Origin of the sequence: Achromobacter sp., assembly GCF_032102605.1 — a bacterium.
Lineage (GTDB): Bacteria > Pseudomonadota > Gammaproteobacteria > Burkholderiales > Burkholderiaceae_B > Achromobacter.
In genome coordinates, this window is the sequence record NZ_DAMDGT010000002.1 from 444096 (window position 1) to 463827 (window position 19732).

Annotated in this window: 20 protein-coding genes and 1 pseudogene; 13 read left to right on the forward strand and 8 right to left on the reverse strand. The window is 67.6% G+C overall.

The annotated features are described in order from the left end of the window. Positions 1-40 precede the first annotated feature (40 nt). On the forward strand, positions 41-682 hold the full coding sequence (locus RT614_RS06795; protein ID WP_313621193.1) for a nitrogen fixation protein NifQ: 642 nt from the start codon (positions 41-43) through the stop codon (positions 680-682). Positions 683-690: 8 nt separating this feature from the next. On the opposite strand, the gene RT614_RS06800 is transcribed toward RT614_RS06795, so the two are convergent. After that, the gene (locus RT614_RS06800; RefSeq protein WP_409558434.1) at positions 691-2772 is read right to left on the reverse strand and encodes a TonB-dependent receptor domain-containing protein; all 2082 of its coding nucleotides are present in this window, start codon (positions 2770-2772) and stop codon (positions 691-693) included. A gap of 85 nt (positions 2773-2857) precedes the next feature. Here RT614_RS06800 and RT614_RS06805 point away from each other — a divergent pair, with 85 nt between their 5' ends. Beyond that, positions 2858-3073 carry a SlyX family protein gene (locus RT614_RS06805; protein ID WP_313621196.1) on the forward strand — a complete coding sequence of 72 codons (216 nt, stop codon included), beginning with the start codon at positions 2858-2860 and terminating at the stop codon, positions 3071-3073. Positions 3074-3096: 23 nt separating this feature from the next. Here RT614_RS06805 and RT614_RS06810 read toward each other — a convergent pair whose 3' ends face one another. After that, on the reverse strand, positions 3097-3915 hold the full coding sequence (locus RT614_RS06810) for a class I SAM-dependent methyltransferase (RefSeq protein WP_313621198.1): 819 nt from the start codon (positions 3913-3915) through the stop codon (positions 3097-3099). 219 nt (positions 3916-4134) lie between these two features. Here RT614_RS06810 and RT614_RS06815 point away from each other — a divergent pair. Together RT614_RS06815 and RT614_RS06820 are read left to right on the forward strand one after the other, a co-directional pair. Beyond that, positions 4135-4344: pseudogene (locus RT614_RS06815) on the forward strand (DUF4148 domain-containing protein); the annotation flags it as partial. 167 nt (positions 4345-4511) lie between these two features. After that, positions 4512-4892: a hypothetical protein gene (locus RT614_RS06820; protein WP_313621200.1), complete on the forward strand. Its 381-nt coding sequence runs from the start codon at positions 4512-4514 to the stop codon at positions 4890-4892. Between the two features lie 106 nt (positions 4893-4998). Here the strand turns inward: RT614_RS06820 and RT614_RS06825 are convergent, their stop codons facing one another. Continuing rightward, complete coding sequence (locus RT614_RS06825; protein ID WP_313621202.1) at positions 4999-7302, reverse strand: NADP-dependent malic enzyme; 2304 nt, start codon at positions 7300-7302, stop codon at positions 4999-5001. Positions 7303-7409: 107 nt separating this feature from the next. On the opposite strand from RT614_RS06825, the gene RT614_RS06830 reads away from it, so the two are divergent. The 6 genes from RT614_RS06830 to RT614_RS06855 all read left to right on the forward strand — a co-directional run bounded on the left by RT614_RS06830 (position 7410) and on the right by RT614_RS06855 (position 14258). Beyond that, complete coding sequence (locus RT614_RS06830) at positions 7410-8378, forward strand: LysR substrate-binding domain-containing protein (protein WP_313621204.1); 969 nt, start codon at positions 7410-7412, stop codon at positions 8376-8378. Positions 8379-8480: 102 nt separating this feature from the next. Then, positions 8481-11219: a cation-transporting P-type ATPase gene (locus RT614_RS06835; protein ID WP_313621206.1), complete on the forward strand. Its 2739-nt coding sequence runs from the start codon at positions 8481-8483 to the stop codon at positions 11217-11219. Positions 11220-11336: 117 nt separating this feature from the next. Then, the gene (locus tag RT614_RS06840) at positions 11337-11885 is read left to right on the forward strand and encodes a hypothetical protein (protein ID WP_313621207.1); all 549 of its coding nucleotides are present in this window, start codon (positions 11337-11339) and stop codon (positions 11883-11885) included. Next, a complete protein-coding gene (locus tag RT614_RS06845; RefSeq protein WP_313621208.1) occupies positions 11882-12373 on the forward strand; it encodes a hypothetical protein in 492 nt (163 codons plus the stop codon). The genes RT614_RS06840 and RT614_RS06845 overlap by 4 nt, the downstream gene beginning before the upstream one ends. Positions 12374-12437: 64 nt before the next feature. Beyond that, on the forward strand, positions 12438-13256 hold the full coding sequence (locus RT614_RS06850) for an AraC family transcriptional regulator (RefSeq protein ID WP_313621210.1): 819 nt from the start codon (positions 12438-12440) through the stop codon (positions 13254-13256). 81 nt (positions 13257-13337) lie between these two features. Next, the gene (locus RT614_RS06855; RefSeq protein ID WP_313621212.1) at positions 13338-14258 is read left to right on the forward strand and encodes a DMT family transporter; all 921 of its coding nucleotides are present in this window, start codon (positions 13338-13340) and stop codon (positions 14256-14258) included. Here RT614_RS06855 and RT614_RS06860 read toward each other — a convergent pair. Then, complete coding sequence (locus RT614_RS06860; protein WP_313621214.1) at positions 14245-14721, reverse strand: MarR family winged helix-turn-helix transcriptional regulator; 477 nt, start codon at positions 14719-14721, stop codon at positions 14245-14247. The two genes, RT614_RS06855 and RT614_RS06860, sit on opposite strands and share 14 nt — an antisense overlap. 77 nt (positions 14722-14798) lie before the next feature. Continuing rightward, positions 14799-15704, reverse strand: a complete 906-nt coding sequence (locus RT614_RS06865; RefSeq protein WP_313621215.1) for a LysR family transcriptional regulator — start codon at positions 15702-15704, stop codon at positions 14799-14801. A 122-nt stretch (positions 15705-15826) separates the two neighbouring features. Between RT614_RS06865 and RT614_RS06870 the strand changes: the two genes are divergently transcribed. Both RT614_RS06870 and RT614_RS06875 read left to right on the forward strand, forming a co-directional pair. Further along, on the forward strand, positions 15827-16243 hold the full coding sequence (locus tag RT614_RS06870) for a sel1 repeat family protein (RefSeq protein WP_313621216.1): 417 nt from the start codon (positions 15827-15829) through the stop codon (positions 16241-16243). Beyond that, positions 16240-16992 carry a sulfite exporter TauE/SafE family protein gene (locus RT614_RS06875; protein WP_313621218.1) on the forward strand — a complete coding sequence of 251 codons (753 nt, stop codon included), beginning with the start codon at positions 16240-16242 and terminating at the stop codon, positions 16990-16992. Before RT614_RS06870 ends, RT614_RS06875 begins: the two co-directional genes overlap by 4 nt. A gap of 24 nt (positions 16993-17016) precedes the next feature. On the opposite strand, the gene RT614_RS06880 is transcribed toward RT614_RS06875, so the two are convergent. Further along, positions 17017-17832 (reverse strand): SDR family NAD(P)-dependent oxidoreductase, encoded by an 816-nt coding sequence (locus RT614_RS06880; protein ID WP_313621219.1) that lies wholly within the window; start codon positions 17830-17832, stop codon positions 17017-17019. A gap of 291 nt (positions 17833-18123) precedes the next feature. Here RT614_RS06880 and RT614_RS06885 point away from each other — a divergent pair, with 291 nt between their 5' ends. Then, positions 18124-18456, forward strand: a complete 333-nt coding sequence (locus RT614_RS06885; protein ID WP_313621220.1) for a hypothetical protein — start codon at positions 18124-18126, stop codon at positions 18454-18456. Positions 18457-18480: 24 nt separating this feature from the next. Here the strand turns inward: RT614_RS06885 and RT614_RS06890 are convergent, their stop codons facing one another. Next, positions 18481-19017, reverse strand: a complete 537-nt coding sequence (locus tag RT614_RS06890; protein WP_313621222.1) for a GNAT family N-acetyltransferase — start codon at positions 19015-19017, stop codon at positions 18481-18483. A 7-nt stretch (positions 19018-19024) separates the two neighbouring features. Continuing rightward, on the reverse strand, positions 19025-19597 hold the full coding sequence (locus RT614_RS06895) for an XRE family transcriptional regulator (RefSeq protein WP_313621224.1): 573 nt from the start codon (positions 19595-19597) through the stop codon (positions 19025-19027). Positions 19598-19732 lie beyond the last annotated feature (135 nt).

Sequence of the window (19732 nt, forward strand, 5' to 3'; positions counted from 1 at the left end):
AGTTAACAGATTAATTAACACATCATCGCCGTTGGATTCCATGGACGCCGTGCCGACCTCCGCCATGCCGCCCCCATTCCCCGCCCCGGCCGACGCCGCGGATAGGGCCGAGCGGTTTGCGCAAGCCTTGCTGCGCCACGCGCCCCCTGTGCACCCCGACGCGGGATTTTTCGCGGCCGTCATCGGCACCAGCCTCGCGCACGATGATCTGGCGCGCAGCGGCCTCTCGCCCTCCGAGCTTCTGGAACTGATCCATCACCTGTTTCCCGGCGCCCTCAACGGCCACGACACCGCGCTCGGCCCGCTGCGCGACCAGTTGCCCGACTACGTCGAAGCAGGACTGGGCGATCCGCAGCCCGGCTTCACGCTGTTGATGCGCGTGCTGTTGGACGCTTACCGCGCGCCGGAGCCTGACACCACGCCGTGGGTCAGCAGCATCCTGGCCCACGCCTGCCTGCGGCCGGACCACCTGTGGCGCGACCTCGGCCTGTCCGGCCGCGAAGACGTCACCGCGCTGCTGGCGCGGCACTATCCCGGGCTGGTCTGCCGCAACGTGAACAACCTGCGCTGGAAGAAATTCCTGGCTTACTCGGCCCGGGAACACGCCGGGCTGGCGCCGGCGGCCGCGCCCGGTTGCGGCGGTTGCGAAGACGAAGGTTTCTGCTACCCGGCAGCTGCGTAGCCGGCGGTTCAGAACCGGTAAGTCGCGCCCAGGCCCACGCCCGCATTCCGGCCCGCTGCGGGCTCGTAATATCGTCCGTTGGCCTCGTTGACGATCACCGAGCCGGCGTAGCGACGGTCGAACAGATTGTCGACGCGCGCATAGGCGTTCAATTCCCACGCCCCCACGGTCCGGACGTACCCGACGCTTGCCGCGGCCACGAAGTAGCCGGGCGCTTCCGCGTCGTTGGCGTCGTTGACATAGATCTTGCTCAGGTAGCGCCCTTCTATCGACGCCTGCCAGCCCTCGGGCGGCGCCCAGGCCAGTGACGCGTAGGCCGCCTGGCGAGCAATGCCCGGGATCTTGTTGCCTGCGCGGATGCCGCCCGTGCCGTCGTCCGCGTAGCGCGCGTTCAGCCAGGTATAGGCGAGCTGCGTGCGCCAATGCCTGGCGAATTCTCCTGACCAACCCAGCTCCACGCCGTCGCGGCGGGTTCGGCCGGCGTTCTGATAGCTGGTGCGTCCTCCGAAGCTGCCCGCCGAAACGATCTCGTCGTCGGTGCGGGTGTGAAACACGGCCGCCGTCAGCAGTCCGCCAGCCATGTTCGCCTTGACGCCGGCTTCCAGATTGGTGCTCACGGCCGGCATCAATCCGAAATTCAGGCCGGGCTGGCCGTCGGGCCGATACGATATTTCGTTCAACGTGGGCGTCTCGAACCCGCGGCCGTACGAGCCATACACGCTGACGTTTTCGGTCGCGGCGTAGCGCAGCGCCGCCACGGGCAAGGCCTTGCGGTATCGCGCGCCGCCGCTGTCGTCGACGTTCCCCGGCGCGAGGTAGTGATCGTCGGAATCGAAACGGACCGTGCTCCAGCGCAATCCGGTATCGAGCGTCCAGCGTTCGGCAAAGTTCCACGACGTCTGCGCGTAGGGATCGGCGTTGTACACGGTGTTGGTTTCGTCGCGGCGCAGGGCGCCCTGCACGCCCAGCCGCTGGCTTGCGCCCGCGCCGATGAAGTTCTGGTAGCCCTTGCGGTCTTCGCGCATCGAATCGTACGCAAAGCCGGCCACGACGGTCAGCGGCCGGCCCGCCATGTCGAGCTCGGACGTCCAGCGCAGGTCCGCGCCGCCGTACTGGCGCTTCAGGTCGATGACGCCGCCCGCCTGGGTGGGCGCGACCTGCGCCGCGGGCGGAATCGACTGGTATTGGGTCGTGTCGCGCTGGCCGTAATAGACCATCAGCCGCAAGGCATTGCGGCCATCCACCTGATGGTCATAGACCACCCCGCCCTGCGTCTGCCGCACGGTCTTGCGCGTGTTGTACTGCTCGGCCACGGGCGCGCTGCGCGGATCGTCCTGGAATTGCTGCCAGGTCAGGCCCAGCGGATCCTGCGCCGTCAGGTCGACACTGTTCACCACCACGGTCAGGCGGCTGTCGTCGTCCAGTTGCAGACCCAGCTTCGCATTGCCGAGGTTCTTGCGCGCGGCGCTGTGATCCCGATAGCCGTCGGTGGTGAAGCGCGACAGGTTCAGCACATAGTCGAGGTCGCCGGCGCCGGTGCCGGTGACGCCGTTCGCCATGACGCCGTAGCGCCACGTGCCGTAGCTGCCGCCCCAGCCGCTGGCGGCAAGCGAAGGTGGCAGTGCGCCGTCCTCGGTGAACACCTGGATCACGCCTCCCGACGAATTGCCGTACAGCGCGGAGAACGGGCCGCGCAGCACTTCCACGCGCGCGATCGAGCCGATGTCGATGTTCGAAGTCTGTCCTTGTCCGTCCGGCATCGTCGCCGGAATGCCGTCCACGTAAAGGCGCACGCCGCGCACCCCGAAGGTGGACCGCGCGCCAAAACCGCGGCTGGATATCTGCAGGTCCTGCGCGTAGTTCTGGCGATTCTGGATCTGCAGGCCGGGCACGCCGCCCAGCCCTTCCGACAGATTGATCCCGGGCCGCTGCCAGCGCATCGCGGCGCCCTGCACCACGTCCACCGAGGCGGGCGTGTCCAGCACCGCCGTGTCCAGCCGTGTGCCGGTGACGACGACCGGGGCCATGGTCGGTTCCTGCGCCAGGGCCGCCGCCCCCGGCGAGAGGGCCAGGAAAGCTTGCACCGTCAGCCGCCATGTGCCGCCGTCCCGCCATCGCCGCTGCGCCAAACCCTTCTCCTGTAGCTATGCGCGGGAATCGGTTCTAATACCCGCCATGGATAAATCGCAAGACATCGAACGCCGGCTGCTGGACCTGGAAGTCAAGGCCAGCTTCGCGGACGACCTTCTGGAACAGTTGAACCAGATCATCGTCCGTCAGCAACAGCAGATCGACCGGCTCATGCGCGAGGTCGCCGACCTGCGCCAGCAAACGCCCGAGGGCGCGGCCCCCTTCCGCAGCCTGCGCGACGAACTGCCGCCGCACTATTGAAAAGCGCCGCCAGGCGCCGCCCACTAATAGTGATAGCGCAGCAGCCTGGTCATACTACCCAAGGGCGGAACCCGGCGCATCACCCATAGCGCGATCTGCGCAGCCAGCGAATATCGTGCCCGCTGCCGACGGTCGTCGGTCTCGTAACCGCCCCGTTCCGTGCGCAGCTGCAAGGCCGGCACCTCTGCTGAAAGATCCTGCGGATCGGCCAGGCTCCAGCGCGTGACAGCGCCGGTCGAGCGGATCATGCGGTTGTGCGCCACCCAGGCCAACCCCAGGCGGTTGTAGGCGTCAAAAAGAACTTCGCCCGACGGAAATTGCGCGGTGACCGCGCGCAGCAGGGCCAGCAGCGCGGGCTCGGGCAGATAGAGAAATAGTCCTTCGGCCACCACCAGCGTAGGCTTGCCTGCGGGTATCCGCGCCAGCCAGTCCAGGCTGGTGACCGGCGTGCCCACCAGCGTGCAGTTGGGGCGAGCCGGATACAGGTTGCGGCGCAGCTCGATCACCTCGGGATAGTCGACCTCGAACCAGTCGACGCCCGGTGGCGGGTCGATCCGCTGCACCCGGGTATCCAGGCCGCACCCCAGGTGCAGCACGGTGGCGTCCCCGTGCGCGGCGATGAACTCGCGCACCCAGCCATCCAGCGTGTGCGCCCGCAAGGCCAGTCCGATCATCTCGTCGCGGCGCATGCGCAATCGCGAAAAGTCGTAATCGATGCGCCTAACCGCGGCCGCGGCGGCCTCGTCGCGCAACACGGAATTGGGTAACCGGCTCTCCTGCGCCTTGGCATACAGGGTGATCAGCAGCGTCGCTTTTTCTCGCGTGAGTTGGATCTTTACCATGCGTAGTCCCGAAGATCCCTGGTCGAGAAGCCTTCCATAAATGGGGACTTTTCAATAAATCGAAACCCATCTTTCCATTTATGGAAATATCATTTACCGATATCCGGGTTTATCCCTATGCCGAATCGGCGCAATATTTCGGTCATCGGGAAACAGCAACGAACCACGACGGATGGGCCGCCGGATTCGCTCCCAGGCTCTAGAAATCGGAGGTTTACCATGAAGACCCTTGCTACCGCTTTGATGTTCTCGCTGGCCGCGCTGAGCACCGGCGCCTACGCTTCGCCCAATATCGAACCCAACAACGTGCCCTTCCAGGGCGTCTACGGCACCCCGTACGAAGGCCCGACGCGCGCCCAGGTGCAGGCCGAACTGGCCGCCGCCAAGGCTGCCGGCCAGGTGTCGAACGTCGAACCCAACGACATGCCGTTCGCCGGCGTCTACCACGGCAACTAAGCCGCCCCTCAAGATTTACCCTCCCCTTGTTGTACCTTGGCCGCCCCGGTTGGGCGGCCTTTTTTGGCGTACTATCGGCTCAGATTTACGCTTCGAACCCTCGTACCGCAACATCGGCTATCCAGGCCAGGGAGCACATCTTGAGATACACCCGCGTTCTCGCTGCGTTGTTTCTGTCCAGCGGCATGGCGTCCGCAGTCGTCGCCGCGCCGCTCGTCATGCTCAACCAACCCATCATCACGCAGATTCCCAAGGCGGACCGCGAGTCGTTCCACGACGCCGTGGCGCAATCGCTGAACAACTCCGCGGATGGCCAGCGCACCGAATGGACCAGCTCTCACCAGCCCAAGCGGCAAGCGCCCATCACGGTCCAGCTCACGCCCAAGCAAACCAGCAAGCTCAGCAACGACCGCGTCTGCCGCTTCCTGGTCGGTGAATTCGCCCGCACCACCACCACTGAAACCTGGCAGTTCTGGTTCTGCAAGCAACCGGACGGCACCTGGAAGGCCAGCAGCAATTAAGTCCGTGCAGGCGGGCTACCGCCCATGAAAAATGCGCGCCGCTCCACCTGGGAGCGACGCGCATTGTCTTTTCGGGATCCGCCGCGCGCGCGGCGAAGGCCGGCGCTTATGCCTGATTGGTTTCCACGCGATTGGCGTCCAGCACGGTCATGGCCGTCATGTTGATGATGCGGCGCACGGTGGAGCTGTTGGTCAGGATGTGCACCGGCGCATTCGCGCCCAGCAGGAACGGACCCACGGCGACGTTGCCGCCCGCCGCGGTCTTGAGCAGGTTGTAGGCGATGTTGCCCGAGTCCACGTTCGGGCACACCAGCAGGTTGGCCTCGCCCTTGAGCGTGGACGACGGCAGGATGCGCATGCGCAGGCCCTCGTCCAGCGCGCAGTCGCCGTGCATCTCGCCGTCGATCTCGAGTTCGGGCGCCGCTTCGCGCACCAGTTCCAGGGCGCGGCGCATCTTGGCGCCCGACGCGGAACTGCCCGAACCGAAATTCGATCGCGACAGCAGCGCGACCTTGGGCGCCAGATTCATGCGGGCCATTTCCTGCGCCGCCATGATGGTGAATTCGGCGATCTGTTCAGCCGTGGGCTCGTCGTTGACGTGCGTGTCCACCAGCACCACCGTGCGCTCGTCGAGCAGCAGGATGTTCATGGCGGCGTACACGTTGTGGCCCGGACGGCGGCCGATGACCTCGTCCACGAAACGCAGGTGGTCATGGTAGGCGCCGACCGTGCCGCAGACCATGCCGTCGGCGTCGCCCAGGTGCACCATCATCGCGCCGATCAGCGTCAGCCGGCGGCGCATTTCCACGCGCGCCATTTCCTTGGTGATGCCGCGGCGGGACATCAGTTCCCAGTACGTCGTCCAGTACTGATGGAAGCGTTCGTCGTATTCCGGGTTGGTGACCTCGACGTCCTCGCCCAGGCGCAGGCGCAGGCCGAACTTCTCGATGCGCGAGAGCAGCACGGCGGGACGGCCCACCAGGATCGGACGGGCCAGGCCTTCGTCGACGATGACCTGCACCGCGCGCAGCACGCGCTCGTCTTCGCCCTCGGTGAAGACGATGCGCGCCTTCCCGCCGGAACGCACGATGCGCTTGGCGGCCGAGAACAGCGGCTTCATGAACGCGCCCGAGTGGTACACGAACTGCTGCAGCTGTTCTTCGTAGGCTTCCAGGTCGGCCAGCGGGCGCGTGGCCACGCCGCCTTCCATGGCGGCCTTGGCCACCGCCGGCGCGATGCGCACGATCAGGCGCGGATCGAACGGCTTGGGGATCAGGTATTCCGGACCGAACGAGATGTCGTAGGTGCCATAGGCCGCCGCCACGACTTCGTTCTGCTCTTCTTCAGCCAGTTCGGCGATGGCGTAGACCGCCGCCTTTTCCATTTCGCGCGTGATGGTCGTGGCGCCCACGTCCAGCGCGCCGCGGAAGATGTACGGGAAGCACAGCACGTTGTTGACCTGGTTCGGGTAGTCCGAACGGCCCGTGGCCATGACCACGTCGTCGCGCACGCCGTGCGCCACTTCCGGCAGGATTTCCGGCGTGGGGTTCGCCAGCGCCAGGATCAGCGGACGCGTGCCCATGGCCGCCACCATATCCGGCTTCAGCACGCCGCCTGCCGACAGGCCCAGGAACACGTCCGCGCCGCTGATCACGTCGGCCAGCTTGCGGGCGTCCGTCTTTTGCGCGAAACGCGCCTTGTCCGGATCCATCAGCGTGGTGCGGCCTTCGTAGACCACGCCTTCGATGTCGGTGACCCAGATGTTTTCCAGCGGCAGGCCCAGGTCCACCATCAGATCCAGGCAGGCCAGCGCCGCGGCGCCCGCGCCCGAGGTCACCACCTTGACCGACTTGATGTCCTTGCCCACGACCTTCAGGCCGTTGATGAAGGCGGCCGACACGGTAATGGCGGTGCCGTGCTGGTCGTCATGGAAAACGGGAATCTTCATCCGTTCGCGCAGCTTGCGCTCGACGGTGAAGCATTCCGGGGCCTTGATGTCTTCGAGGTTGATGCCGCCGAACGTGGCTTCCAGGCCGGCGATGATCTCGACCAGCTTGTCCGGATCGGTTTCGTTGATTTCGATGTCGAAGACGTCCAGGCCGGCGAACTTCTTGAACAGCACCGCCTTGCCTTCCATCACCGGCTTGGAGGCCAGCGCGCCAATATTGCCCAGCCCCAGCACCGCGGTGCCGTTCGAGATCACGCCCACCAGGTTGCCGCGGGCGGTGTAGCGGTACACATTGGCCGGGTCGGCCACGATTTCCTCGCAGGCCGCCGCCACGCCGGGCGAATAGGCCAGCGCCAGGTCACGCTGGTTGACGAGCGGCTTGGAAGCCACGACCGAGATCTTTCCCGGAACGGGATACTCGTGATAGTCCAATGCCGCCTGGCGGTCTGATTGCGAGTTCATGGGGCTGTAACCTCGTTGTCTTGAATGGGGAAAATTCTAGGGCCCAAGGCATAAGGCGATCATTCGGATTTAATATTGATCCATTAGATGTTACTTATGGGTCTCCTATGACGGCCTTTGATCCGGACGCCGTTCTACGCAAATTGACGTCGCGCCTGAAGATGCGCCACCTGATGCTGCTCCTGCAAATCGAGCAGCACGGGTCGCTGACGCGGGTGGCCGAGCACATGGCGACCAGCCAGCCCGCCGTGACCAACGCCCTGGCCGAACTGGAAAGCATGTTCGACGTGCCGCTTTTCGAGCGGTCGGTGCGCGGCATGACGCCCACTCCCATGGGGGCCGTCGTGCTTGCCCGCGCGCGCGGGCTGGTCCACGATCTGGGCCATCTGGTGCAGGAAATGGAAACGGTGGCGGCCGGCCATGCCGCCCACCTGCACATCGGGGTCATTCCGTTCGTGTCCGGCCAGATGCTGTCGGCCGCCATCGGACGCACGCTGCTGCAGGGGCGCCGCATCACCGCCACCATCCACGAGGGCCAGGGGCCGGCGCTGCTGCGCCAACTGCGCGACCACACGCTGGACGTCGTCGTCGGTTGGGCCACGCCGTCGGTGGACCTGAGCCATATCGGCTTCGAAACGCTGTACCACCAGCAGCCGCGCCTTATCGCCAGCCGCCGATTGGCTGCGCGGCTGGGCCGCTCGCGGCTGGAATGGAACACGCTGGCTGACCTGGACTGGATCCTGGGCACGCCCGGCAGCCCGATCCGGGAACAGGTGGCCGACATTTTCCTGCGCGCGGGGGTCGCGCCACCGCCGCCGTCGGTGCAGAGCGACTCGTCCAAGCTGATCGGAGAAATGATCGTGGCCAGCGACCGCGCGGTCACGATCCTGCCCGCCGACATCGCGGACGAACTGGTCCGCATCGCGGGCGCGGCCATCGTGCCCTACTCCTTCGACTGGACGCTGCCGCCCATTTCGCTGTTCACCCGGTCGGACGGCTTGCGGCGCAACGTGGACGCGTTGTTCGCCGCCGCCCTGCGCGAGGTCTACAACAAGGGTGCGCGCCCGCCCGCGTGATCGCCCGCCGCGGCGCGGCGTCGTATCATGAAGGCCGGACTGACCCGTGCGGCCCCCGACTCCCGGCCCGGTCACGGCGCCCGTCCCGGGAGGCCGTAGGCAATGACGCAGGCGAACACGCAGGCTCCGCAAGCTCCTCAATCCTGGCACCAGCTCTCCGTCGAAGAGACCCTGGCCGCCCAGGTGACCAGTCCCTCTGGCTTGTCTCAAGACCAGATCCGGCGCAGGCAGGAAACCCACGGCCTGAACGCCCTCCCGCCCCCCGCCCGCCGCAGCGCCTGGCTGCGATTCCTGGGTCATTTCAACGACGTGCTGATCTACATCCTGCTGGGCGCCGCGGTGGTGACGTCGCTGATGGGCCACTGGCTGGACACGGCCGTCATTTTGGCGGTGGCGGTCATCAACGCCATCATCGGGTACGTGCAGGAAAGCCGGGCGGAGCGCTCGCTGGACGGCATCCGCAACATGCTGTCGAACCACGCGCGCGTGGTGCGCGACGGCCAGAAGGAAGAGATCGACGCCCGCGACCTGGTGCCGGGCGACATCGTGATTCTGCGTCCGGGCGACAAGATTCCCGCCGACGTGCGCCTGTTCGACACACACAATTTCCGCGTCGAGGAATCGATGCTGACAGGCGAATCCACCGTCGTGGAAAAGCACGAGGCGCCCCTGCCCGGCGATGCGCCGCTGGGCGATCGCCTGAACCTGGGTTTTTCGGGCACCCACGTGGCGGCCGGCAATGCGCGTGGCGTCGTGGTGGCCACCGGCAGCGACACCGAGATCGGTCACATCAACCGCATGATGAGCAACGTGCAGACGCTTCAGACGCCGCTGCTGCGGCAGATGGAACAGCTGGGCAAGCGCATCTTCCAGGTGGTGCTGGTGATGGTGGCGGCGCTGTTCCTGCTGGGCCACTTCGTGCTGGACATGCCGCTGTCGGATCTGCTGTTGTCCCTGATCAGCATTGCGGTGGCGGCGGTGCCCGAAGGGCTGCCGGCCATCATTTCCATCATCCTGTCGCTGGGCGTGCAGCGCATGGCGCGCAACCGCGCCATCATCCGCAAGCTGCCCACGGTGGAAACGCTGGGCGCGATGACGGTGATCTGCTCCGACAAGACCGGCACGCTGACGATGAACGAAATGACCGCCAAGAACGTCCTGCTGGCGCAGGGCGTCTATCGGGTGGCGGGCGACACGTATCAGCCCGTGGGCGAGATCACCCGCGAATCCGACGGGCAGCCGGTGGACTGGGCGAGCGAGGACGCATTGACGCGGTTCGTGCGCGCCGCGGCCATCTGCAACGACAGCCAGTTGCACGAAGACGCGGACGGCCAATGGCGCATCGTGGGCGGCCCCACCGAGGGCGCGATGATGGTGCTGGCGGCCAAGGCGGGCCAGGGGCTGGACAGCGTGGACAAGCATGGCAAGGTGCCGTTCGACTCCAGCTACAAATACATGGCGCGCCGCTGCGACGACCACGGCCTGAACGTGATCTACGTCACCGGCGCTCCGGACGTGCTGTTCAAGCTGTGCGACCAGGAACAGGGCGAAGACGGCCCCCAGCCGCTGCGCCTGGATTACTGGGAACGCGGCCTGGAGGCCTTCGCGCACCAGGGACTGCGCACGCTGGCCGCGGCCTACAAGCCGGGCCTGCCGGGCGCCACCGTGCTGGATCACCCGGACTTCCAGGACGGGCTGATCCTGCTGGGGGTGGCCGGCATCATGGACCCGCCGCGCCCCGAGGCCATCGAGGCCATCGCCCAGTGCAACCAGGCGGGCATCCGCGTGAAGATGATCACCGGCGACCATCCCGAAACCGCGCTGGCCATCGGCGCGATGCTGGGCATGACCCACACCCGCGAAGCCGTCACCGGCGCGCAACTGCAGCAGATCGGCGACGAAGAACTGGCCGCGCTGGCTCGAGACCACGACATCTTTGCCCGCACCAGCCCCGAGCACAAGCTGCGCCTGGTGCGCGCGCTGCAGGGCCTGGGCGAAGTGGTGGGCATGACGGGCGACGGCGTCAACGACGCGCCGGCCCTCAAGCAGGCCGACGTCGGCGTGGCGATGGGCATCAAGGGCACCGAGGTCACAAAGGAGGCAGCCGACATGGTGCTGGCGGACGACAACTTCGCCTCCATCGCCTATGCCGTGCGAGAAGGCCGCCGCGTCTACGACAACCTGAGAAAAACGATTCTGTTCATCCTGCCGACCAACCTGGCGCAAGGGCTGCTGGTGATCGCGGCGCTGCTGGCCGGCGCGCTGGCGCCGCTGACGCCGCTGCAGATCCTGTGGATGAACATGGCCACGTCCATCACGCTGGCCTTCGGGCTGGCGTTCGAGCCCGCCGAGCCAGGCATGATGCAGCGCGCGCCGCGCGATCCGAAAAAACCGATCCTCGACGGCTTCGCGATCTGGCGCATTGCGTTCGTGGGCCTCTTGTTCACCACGGCGGCCTTCGTCATCGAAAAGAGCCTCATCGCCGCGGGCCGCGATCCAGACTTCATTCGCACGGTGATCCTGCAGACGCTGGTGACGGCGCAATGGACCTACCTGTTCAACTGCCGCCTGCAGGACCGTTTTCCACTGACGCCCAGCATGTTCCGCAACAAGGCGCTGTGGCTGGTCACCATACTGCTGGGCCTGCTGCAGTGCGCGCTGATCTATCTGCCCTGGATGAACCGCGTTTTCGGCACCGTGCCGCTGCCGCCGGAATACTGGACGCTGACCCTGGTGGCCGCCGGCGTGCTCTTCTGCATCGTCGAGGTCGAAAAGCTGATCGTGCGTACCTGGCGCGCCCGCCGCGCCCGGCCCGTGCTGTCGCAACATCCGGCATCCTGATTCTTTCCGTCCGCCATGCGGGCGGAAAAATGCCAACAAATGTAAAGCCCGCATCCGCGGGCCCGCGCGCCCTCCTATACTTGCGCCGCCGATTTTCACGACAGGAGGGCAAGCAGCTTGTTCACGATTTCGCCAACCCGTGCGAGCCGCCGCGCGCTCGCCCTGTTGGGGCTGTCCACCATGGCCGCGCTTTCAGGCTGCAGTTCCATCCTTGGCGAAGGCACCGGCGCTGCAGCCGGCATCGCCGGCACCGCCATCGCCAACAAAGTCACCGACAACGCCACCGTCGCCACCGGCATCGGCCTGGGCGTGCAGGCCGGCGCCAAAGCCGCGCTGGCCTACGCGCAGCGCCAGACACGCGGCGAAGAGCAGGATGCCATCGCGAAGGCCGCGGGCCCGCTGGCGGTCGGCAAGGTCGCAAGCTGGAACGTCAAGCACCAGATTCCCATCGAGGGCGATGCGCGCGGCCAGGTCACGGTCAGCCGGCTGATCGGCGGCGCAAACCTCGAATGCAAGGAAGTGGTGTTCTCGATCGACACGCCCGCCGACAAGCCCGGCGCGGATCCGCTGCGCGAGTTCTACGTCACCACCGTCTGCCGCGACGGCAAGCAGTGGCGCTGGGCAAGCGCCGAACCCGCCACCGCGCGCTGGGGTTCGCTCCAGTGAGGCGCGGGCTGGGATTGCTGGCGCTGGCCGCCAGCGTTGGGCTGGCAGGCTGCCAGAGTTCGTCGATCGGCGGCGCGACCGGCGCGGTGGTGGGCACGCTCAGCGGGGCGGCCACGGCGAATCCGGTCGCCGGCTACGCGATCGGCGTCTCGGTGCAGGCGGCGGTGGACGCCACGGTCAAATATGTGCTGCGCGAATGGAAGAACGATCAGCAGAACGTCATGGCCAACGCGGTGGGCGAACAACCCATCGGCGAAGTCCGGCAGTGGCAGATCAAGCGCGCATTGCCCGTGGGCAACGAACGCGGCAGCATCCAGGCCGTGCGCGACATCGACACGCCCTTGGCCCATTGCCGGGAAGTGCTGTTCACGGTGGAACTGGAAGGCGCGGCCCCTGCCTACGCCAGCACCATCTGTCGCCGGCAGGACGGTCAATGGAAATGGGCCGCGGCCGAACCCTCGGTGGCGCGCTGGAACGGCCTGCAATAGCTTGATCGTCCGGGGCGCCGGGAGCGATACTGGGTCGGTCCCGCCCCCCCTTTCCCCTACGCCCATGTCCGCAGGCCAGTTCCTCATGCAGCGCAGCGCCATCCCCGGCGTGCAGGCCGTGGCGGCCTGCAGCAGCCACGCGTTCGCCCGGCACACGCACGAGCAGTTCGGCATCGGGGTCATGCGCCGCGGCGCCCAGGTGTCCCACAGCGGCCGCGGCCAGGTCAAGGCCGGGCCCGGCCATGTCATCACGGTGAATCCCGGAGAAGTCCATGATGGTGCGCCGATCGGCAGCGCGCTGCGCGCGTGGCAGATGCTGTACCTGGACCTGAGCGTGGTTGCCGACGCGGCGGCCGACATCCGCCAGGGTCGCCCGCAGCAGTACGAATTCGAACATCCCGCGCAGGACCGGCCCGCCCTCGCCCGCGACGTGCTTGCGCTGTATGCGCAGGCCACCGCCGGCACATCGCCGCTGGCCTGCGATGCGCTGCTGCTGCGCGTGCTGGCGCAGGCGAGCGTTGCGCAGGGCATTCATCCACCGCCCGCGCCGCGTCCCGGCGTACCGGCTTCGGTCCGGCACGCGCTGGCCCTGATCGACGACGATCCCGCGGCTCCCTTGTCCCTGGCCGACCTGGCCGCGGCCAGCGATCTGAGCCGGTATCAGGTGTTGCGCGCCATCTCCCGCGTCACGGGTCTGACGCCTCACGCCTACCAGATGCAACGCCGCCTGCTGCTGGCGCGACGGCTCATCCGCCAGGGCGCGGCGCTGGCCGATGTGGCCGCGATGTCCGGCTTTGCAGACCAGAGCCACATGACTCGCCTTTTCGTGCGCGCCTATGGCGTGTCGCCCCGCCGATACGCGATGGCTGCCGGCGGCGCCTGACTCCCGCTTCGCCCGCAATTTCGTTCAAGACCTGGCCGGCGAGCCGAACGTACGATCCGCCTTTTCCACAGGGTGCGAACAATGATCGGAAGCGAACGGATCCGCGGATATGTCTATCTGTCCGCAGCCATGGCGCTGGTGGGCAGCACCGTCGTCGCCAGCAAGCTGATCGGAGCGGGATTGCCGCCCTTCACCGCCACCGCGCTGCGCTTTGCGATTGCGCTGCCCTGCTTTGCGCTGCTGATGGCCATGTCCGGCGCGCGGATTCCCCGTCTGTGCCGGCGCGACTGGATGCTGCTGACGGTGCAGGCCGTCGCGGGCAGCGTGGGGTACACGACGCTGCTGATCGCCGGGCTGCAGCGCGCAACCGCGGTCGATGGCGGCATCATCCTGGGCACGCTGCCGCTCGTCACCGCCGCGATCGCGGTGCTGGTGCTCGGCGAACGGCCGGGAAAGGCCGCGCTGGCCGCGATCGGCGTCGCGGCATTCGGCGTATGGATGATGGCGCGCGGCCCCGCCGCGCCGGGCGGCGAAAGCTCGCTGGCCGGCAACGCCCTGATCCTGGGCGCAGTGGCCTGCGAAGGCGTGTTCATCCTGCTGAACAAGCGCCTGCGCACGCCGGTGCCGCCGCTGGCCCTGTCGACCCTGATGGCCGGCCTTGGCCTTGCGTTCTCGGCCCTGGCCTGCCCGACCGAAGCCCCGTGGACACTGGCTCTGCCCGCCGGCGCGGTGGCGGCGGTCGGGTATTACGCCCTGGTGCCCACGGTGGGAGGGTTTCTGCTCTGGTATGCGGGCGCGGCGCGCGTGCGCGGATCGGAAGCGGCGCTGTTCACGGCCCTGGCGCCGGTATCGGCGGTGGCGCTGGCGGCCGGCCTGCTGGGGGAATCGCTGTCCGCGGCGCAGATCGGCGGCATGGCGTGCGTGCTGGGCGCCGTGCTGATGCTGGGCGGCGCCCAGCGCGCAGTCGGCACGCCGCGACGGGACGCGACTAGCCGCGGCTGAACGCCAGCGCGAATTCGTCGGAAAAGATGTCGGCCAGCGACCGGCGCAGGGCCGCTGCCCGTTCCACGCCGTAGGCGGCCTCGAACCGGCTCTGCGCGTCCTTCCACAAGCGCTTTGATTCCGCCAGTTTCGCGGCGCCCGTATCGGTAAGTTCGACCCGGCGGCTGCGGCCGTCGAGTGAGTCGCGCTTCATCCTTACGTAGCCGTCCCGCTGCAGCGGCTTGAGGTTGTGGGCCAATGCCGACCGGTCCAGCACCATGGCGCGCGCCAGGTCGGTCATGGAAGGCGCGCCGGCGCGCGCAATGTGGAGCAGGATCGAATGCTGCGACACCCTCAAGCCGCAAGGCGCCAGCACCGTGTCATAAAGCTGCGACACGCGACGCGTCGCCTTGCGCAGGGCGGCGCCGTTGCAGACGAGCGGGTCCGGGGCGGCGGTGGCGCCGAAAAGGGGGACGTCGGACATGGCGATGGTGTGAAAGTGGGCGGGCAGATCATTACGCTACTGCCCGGGCGGATTCGCGTCCACTCCCTTTCTGATAGTTATCGTTTCCGCACGCTGGGAGCCGGCGCATCCCGCAAGGCGTACGCCACGAGTTCCGCGGCATACGCCGGCAGGTCGTCGCGCACGCACAGCACCAGATCCCGCGCGGCCCAGGCGTCCGCCAGCACAACCCGGCTGATGCCGGCGGCCCGGCCATAACGCACCGCCGCCGCGCGCGGCACGATGGCAACGCCCACTCCCTGCCCCACCATCCGGCACACGGCATCGAAACTGCGCAGGCGCACGCGATACGACAATGGTTTGCCGCTGCGGCGGGCATGATGTGCGATGTGCTCCTGCAGCGCGCTGCCTTCGACCAGGCCCACGAACTCGTGCCCGGCCACGTCTTCCAGCAGCACGCGCGGATGCGCCGCCAGCGGATGGCCTTGCGGCACGATCAGCGTCAGCGGATCGTGGCGGAAGATGCGCGTGTGCAGGCCGTGCAAGTCGGCCGAGTCCGCCAGCACGCCGATGTCGCACGCGCCCGCCCGCAACGCGTCGGCGATTTCATGGCTGAGGCGCTCTTCCAGGTCGACGGAGATGCGCGGATGGTCCTTGAGGAACGCGCCCAGCACCGGCGGGAGGTATTCGCTGAGCGCCGTGGTGTTGCACAACACCCGCACGTGTCCTTTCAGCCCCAGCCCGTAGTGGTCGAGCTCGCCGCGCATGCGGTCGATCTGCCCCAGCACCACGCGAGCGTGGTGGACCAGGGTGCGTCCTGCCGGCGTGGCCTGCACCCCGCGCGGCTCGCGCAGCAGCAGCGGCACGCCCAGCGCGTCTTCCATCCCGCGGATGCGTTCGCTGGCCGAGGCCAGCGTCATGTGGGAACGCCGCGCGCCGGCGGTGATGGAACCGCTTTCATGCACGTCCAGGAAAAGACGAAGGTCGGTCAGGTCGAATCGCATGGAAAAAGCGTAGCACGCGAGCCTCAGGCGCTTCCATAGCCTGCCTATGCAAGATCCCGATAGGAAGGGGCGCGCGGCGCGGCGCAGAATGTGGCCGTACTCAGCGACGAAGGGGAAATCCCATGAAAATTACCACTTGGCGCCACTGGGGCGCGCGATGGCCAGGGATGGCCGCGATTCTGCTGGCGCTGCATGCCTCAGGCGCGGCCGAAGCGAAGACGAGCCTCGGCCAGCCCATCGAACCCGCGCAGCAATACGCGCTGGCCCTCGAGGCGCAGACCCAGGGCGACTACGCCGCCATGCTGGCGTGGCTGCGCGCCGCCGCGCGCGCCGACCACGCGCCGGCGCAACGCATGTTGGGCATCGCGCTGATTGGCGGGCCCGCGCTGTATGGTCCGGCGCAGCCTGCGGACCTGTGCGAGGGCCGCGCATGGCTGCTGCGCGCCGCCCGCCAGAACGAAGGTCCCGCCCAGGACGTCGCGTACGCCCTGTTCGGCCGCCCCAGGGATGCGCTGACCGCGCACTGCGAGCCCGCATGACGCTTCCGGATCCCTCGCTGCTGGCCGCCATCGTCGCGGTCTTCATCCTGGCCGGCGTCGTCAAGGGCGTGGTCGGCCTGGGCCTGCCCACCATTTCGATGGCGTTGCTGGCGCTGGTCATGGCCCCCGCGCAGGCGGCGGCGCTGCTGATCGTGCCGTCGCTGATCACCAACCTGTGGCAGGCCGGCCCCTGGCTCACGTTGCGCCGGGTATTGCAGCGCATCGCCGGCATGCAGGCCGGCATCTGCGTGGGCACCCTGGCCGGGGCCCTCTGGCTGGGCCCGCCTTCTGGCGAGAGGGCGGGTGTTCTTCTGGGTCTGGCGCTGATTGCCTACGCGGCGTGGGGCCTGTTCGGAACGCCGCCCAACGTGCCGCCCCGGCATGAGCAAGCGCTGGGGTTTGCCGCCGGCGCCGTCACGGGCGTCATCACCGCGGCGACAGGCGTCTTCGTGATACCCGCCGTGCCTTACCTGCAGGCCCTCAACCTGGAAAAGAACGCGCTGATCCAGGCCATGGGCATTTCCTTCACGGTGTCGACCGTGGCGCTGGCCGCCGGCTTGTGGCTCAACGGCGGTTACACCGCTGGCGCCGCGGGCGCGTCTGTCTTGATGCTGCTGCCTGCGCTGGCCGGCATGGCCCTGGGCCAGCGGCTGCGCAACCGGCTGTCGCCGCGCACGTTCAAGCTGTGCTTCATGGTCAGCCTGGCGCTGTTGGGGGCTTACCAGGCCGCGCGCGGGCTGGCGGGCTGATCCTGCGGCGCGAGCGACTGGCGCTTACGCCGCCAGCCGCCGTTCGTCGACGAAGCCGATCGACACCGAGATTTCGCGCCAGCGCGCCAGTTCCTGCTGCACCGTGTGGATCTTGCTGCGCGCCTGGTCGAAAGAGTCCCGCCCCAGGAACAGGTGCAGGGGCGCATATTGCGCCTGGGCGGCGTTGATCAGCGCCCGGGCCGCCTTGGCCGGATCGCCGCCCGGATCCCGTCCCTGCGAACCGCGCGCGGCAGACTCTGGCGACGCATCGTGCGTCCCCGCGCGCATCGCCCCCGGATAGACGAGCGACACGCGGATCCCCAACGGCGCCGCTTCCGCGGCCAAGGATTCCGTCAGGCCACTGACCGCGAACTTGGCGGCGCTGTACGCGCCCCACTCGGCATGGCCGCCGTCGAATCCCATGATCGACGAGATGTTGAACACATGCCCGCCACGCTGCGCCCGCAGGCGCGGCATCACCGCGCGCAGGACGTTCAGCACGCCGAAGACGTGGGTATCGAACGTGCCGCGCAACTGCGCGTCCGACAGGCTGTCGATCGGGCCTTGCGGCCCCTGGCCGGCGCCGTTGACCACCACGTCGATGGCGCCGAACGCGGCCACGGCGGCATCCACCGCGCGGCGCACGTTGCGCTCGTCGGCAAGATCCACCGTCAGCGGCAGGAACCGGCCTTCCAGCTTGGCGCCGACGGCCTCCAGCAAGGCATCGCCATCGGGGGACGTGGCCGCCACCTTGTGCCCCTGATCGAGCAGCATTTTTACGAGGACCAGGCCCAGGCCCGACGACGCGTCCGTCACCAACCAGATTTTTTCGGTATTCATGCGATTCCCTTCCCTTGCTTGCGGCGGCCGGCATGATGCCTGGCTGCCCGGCCGGCGCCGACGGAATTCGAAATCCGCCGGCTGGCCCTGGACAGGATAGTAAGAATCGCCCGGGCGACCGTACAGGCTCGATCTTGCGTGAAACCTGCCTATTTCTACGGCGATGCGACGGCGCCCGCGACGACGCTCCCGCGCGCTTGAACGATATGGCGGATAATCCGTCTGTTTACCGCCGCCTCGCGCGGCGGATCATTGCGGGCGCTCCTTGCCCCACTGCTTTCGGAGTCAGCTATGTATCGCGGCATTGAGGCGATCGAACACTTCATGGAATCCATCGGCCTGGCATGGCGTCCCGGCAAGGCCGAACGCGCCGAACTGCGGGTCAGTTACCGCATCGGCAACACGCGCCCGCTGGGCATCGACCGCACGCTGGTGGAATTCCACTGCGACACCAAGCGCGCCAAGGTCTGGGTGCCGGAGTTTTCGCGCACCAGCTTCCACCAATGGTTCGAAGTGCCCTACCAGGAATTCGAATTCACCCCCGGCGGCTCGATGCTGAAGATCAAGGCCCCGGCGCGCGGCAACGCGCCGCCGTACAGCGTGGGCATCAAGCCGCTGGCCTGACGACCGCCCCGCCCGGAACGCCGATCAGAGCTGCTTGTACATGATCGTCGTTCCGTCCACCTTGGCCGCGTCGATCGGATCGCGGGCAAAACCCGGAATCACCCCCACCGTCTGATAGCCCAGCGACGCGTACAGCGGTTCGGCGGAATCGCCCGTGCGCGTGTCCAGCGTGATCAGGCTGCGGCCCAGCCGGGCCGCCATGCCATCCACTTCCACCATCAGACGGCGCGCGATGCCGCGGCGTCGCAGGTCGGGATGCACCAGCAGCTTGCGCACCTCGGCCCGATGCGGCTGGTTCGGCGGGGTGTCCGTGTCCAGCTGCACGGAACCCGCCAGCCGTCCGTCCAGGCGCGCCACCCACAGCTTGAGGGCGCCGCTTTCCACCCCTGGCAGCACCTTGGCGCGCCAGAACGCCGCTGCGTCTGCCAGCGAATACGGCAGGACAAAACTCACGCTGGCGCCGCCTTGCACGCAGGCGTGCAGCAGGTTGGCCAGTTCGGGCAGGCAGGCCGCGGCGGCATCGGCCGGCAGCAGCGTCAATTCCAGGTTTGCAGAAGACATGGTGGACTCAGACGATGAAAAGCAGATAGCGGGCGCCGCTATCCGGCGGGGTGGCGAACGCGCTGGCGCCGTACAACTGGTAGCGCAGGCAGTCGCCGGGAAGAAGCTGGTGGGTCTGTCCGTCCACGGTGATGGACAGTTCGCCGTCGAGCATCAGCAGATGGTGCTCCAGGCCCGGCCGCGGCGATTGTTCGTACGCGATGCGCGCGCCGGCGGCCAGCTCGCAGGCCAGCACCTCGCCCGCCAGCCGCTGGGCCGGCGGCGACACCGAACGGCGCCGGAAGCCCACGCTGTCGTCCACCCACACGGCCTGCGCGCGCTCGGGCACCCAGGCGACGAAGTCGTCCTCGACCATGAGCATCAGGCGCGACATGGTCAGGCCATAGGCGGCGCACAGCTTGCCCAGAACGCTGGCGGTGGGGCTGACGTCGGCGTTTTCCAGGCGCGAGAGCGTCGCGCGGCTGATGCCGGCGCGCCCGGCCAGATCGTCCAGGGACCAGCCTCGCTCCTGGCGCAGCAGTTTGAGGCGGTTGGCCAATCGAACGTCCAGCCCGGCTTCGGGTGCGGTTGTGTTTTCCATATTTGAGAATTTATCTCTTATTTGGAAATCCGTCGACCCCGGTGATTTCCCCGATGCGCTATCCGGCCTGCGAACAAGACACTACGGCTCGTCCGCGCCAGATTCGGCACAATACCGGTCATGCAAATGGCCCGC

Excerpts from the sequence above, each read along its gene's own strand:
- RT614_RS06795 (WP_313621193.1), top strand. The coding sequence starts at position 41 with ATGGACGCCGTGCCGACCTCCGCCATGCCGCCCCCATTCCCCGCCCCG.
- RT614_RS06805 (WP_313621196.1), top strand. The coding sequence starts at position 2,858 with ATGGATAAATCGCAAGACATCGAACGCCGGCTGCTGGACCTGGAAGTC.
- RT614_RS06810 (WP_313621198.1), bottom strand. The coding sequence starts at position 3,915 with ATGGTAAAGATCCAACTCACGCGAGAAAAAGCGACGCTGCTGATCACC.
- RT614_RS06825 (WP_313621202.1), bottom strand. The coding sequence starts at position 7,302 with ATGAACTCGCAATCAGACCGCCAGGCGGCATTGGACTATCACGAGTAT.
- RT614_RS06830 (WP_313621204.1), top strand. The coding sequence starts at position 7,410 with ATGACGGCCTTTGATCCGGACGCCGTTCTACGCAAATTGACGTCGCGC.
- RT614_RS06835 (WP_313621206.1), top strand. The coding sequence starts at position 8,481 with ATGACGCAGGCGAACACGCAGGCTCCGCAAGCTCCTCAATCCTGGCAC.
- RT614_RS06850 (WP_313621210.1), top strand. The coding sequence starts at position 12,438 with ATGTCCGCAGGCCAGTTCCTCATGCAGCGCAGCGCCATCCCCGGCGTG.
- RT614_RS06855 (WP_313621212.1), top strand. The coding sequence starts at position 13,338 with ATGATCGGAAGCGAACGGATCCGCGGATATGTCTATCTGTCCGCAGCC.
- RT614_RS06860 (WP_313621214.1), bottom strand. The coding sequence starts at position 14,721 with ATGTCCGACGTCCCCCTTTTCGGCGCCACCGCCGCCCCGGACCCGCTC.
- RT614_RS06865 (WP_313621215.1), bottom strand. The coding sequence starts at position 15,704 with ATGCGATTCGACCTGACCGACCTTCGTCTTTTCCTGGACGTGCATGAA.
- RT614_RS06870 (WP_313621216.1), top strand. The coding sequence starts at position 15,827 with ATGAAAATTACCACTTGGCGCCACTGGGGCGCGCGATGGCCAGGGATG.
- RT614_RS06875 (WP_313621218.1), top strand. The coding sequence starts at position 16,240 with ATGACGCTTCCGGATCCCTCGCTGCTGGCCGCCATCGTCGCGGTCTTC.
- RT614_RS06880 (WP_313621219.1), bottom strand. The coding sequence starts at position 17,832 with ATGAATACCGAAAAAATCTGGTTGGTGACGGACGCGTCGTCGGGCCTG.
- RT614_RS06885 (WP_313621220.1), top strand. The coding sequence starts at position 18,124 with ATGTATCGCGGCATTGAGGCGATCGAACACTTCATGGAATCCATCGGC.
- RT614_RS06890 (WP_313621222.1), bottom strand. The coding sequence starts at position 19,017 with ATGTCTTCTGCAAACCTGGAATTGACGCTGCTGCCGGCCGATGCCGCC.
- RT614_RS06895 (WP_313621224.1), bottom strand. The coding sequence starts at position 19,597 with ATGGAAAACACAACCGCACCCGAAGCCGGGCTGGACGTTCGATTGGCC.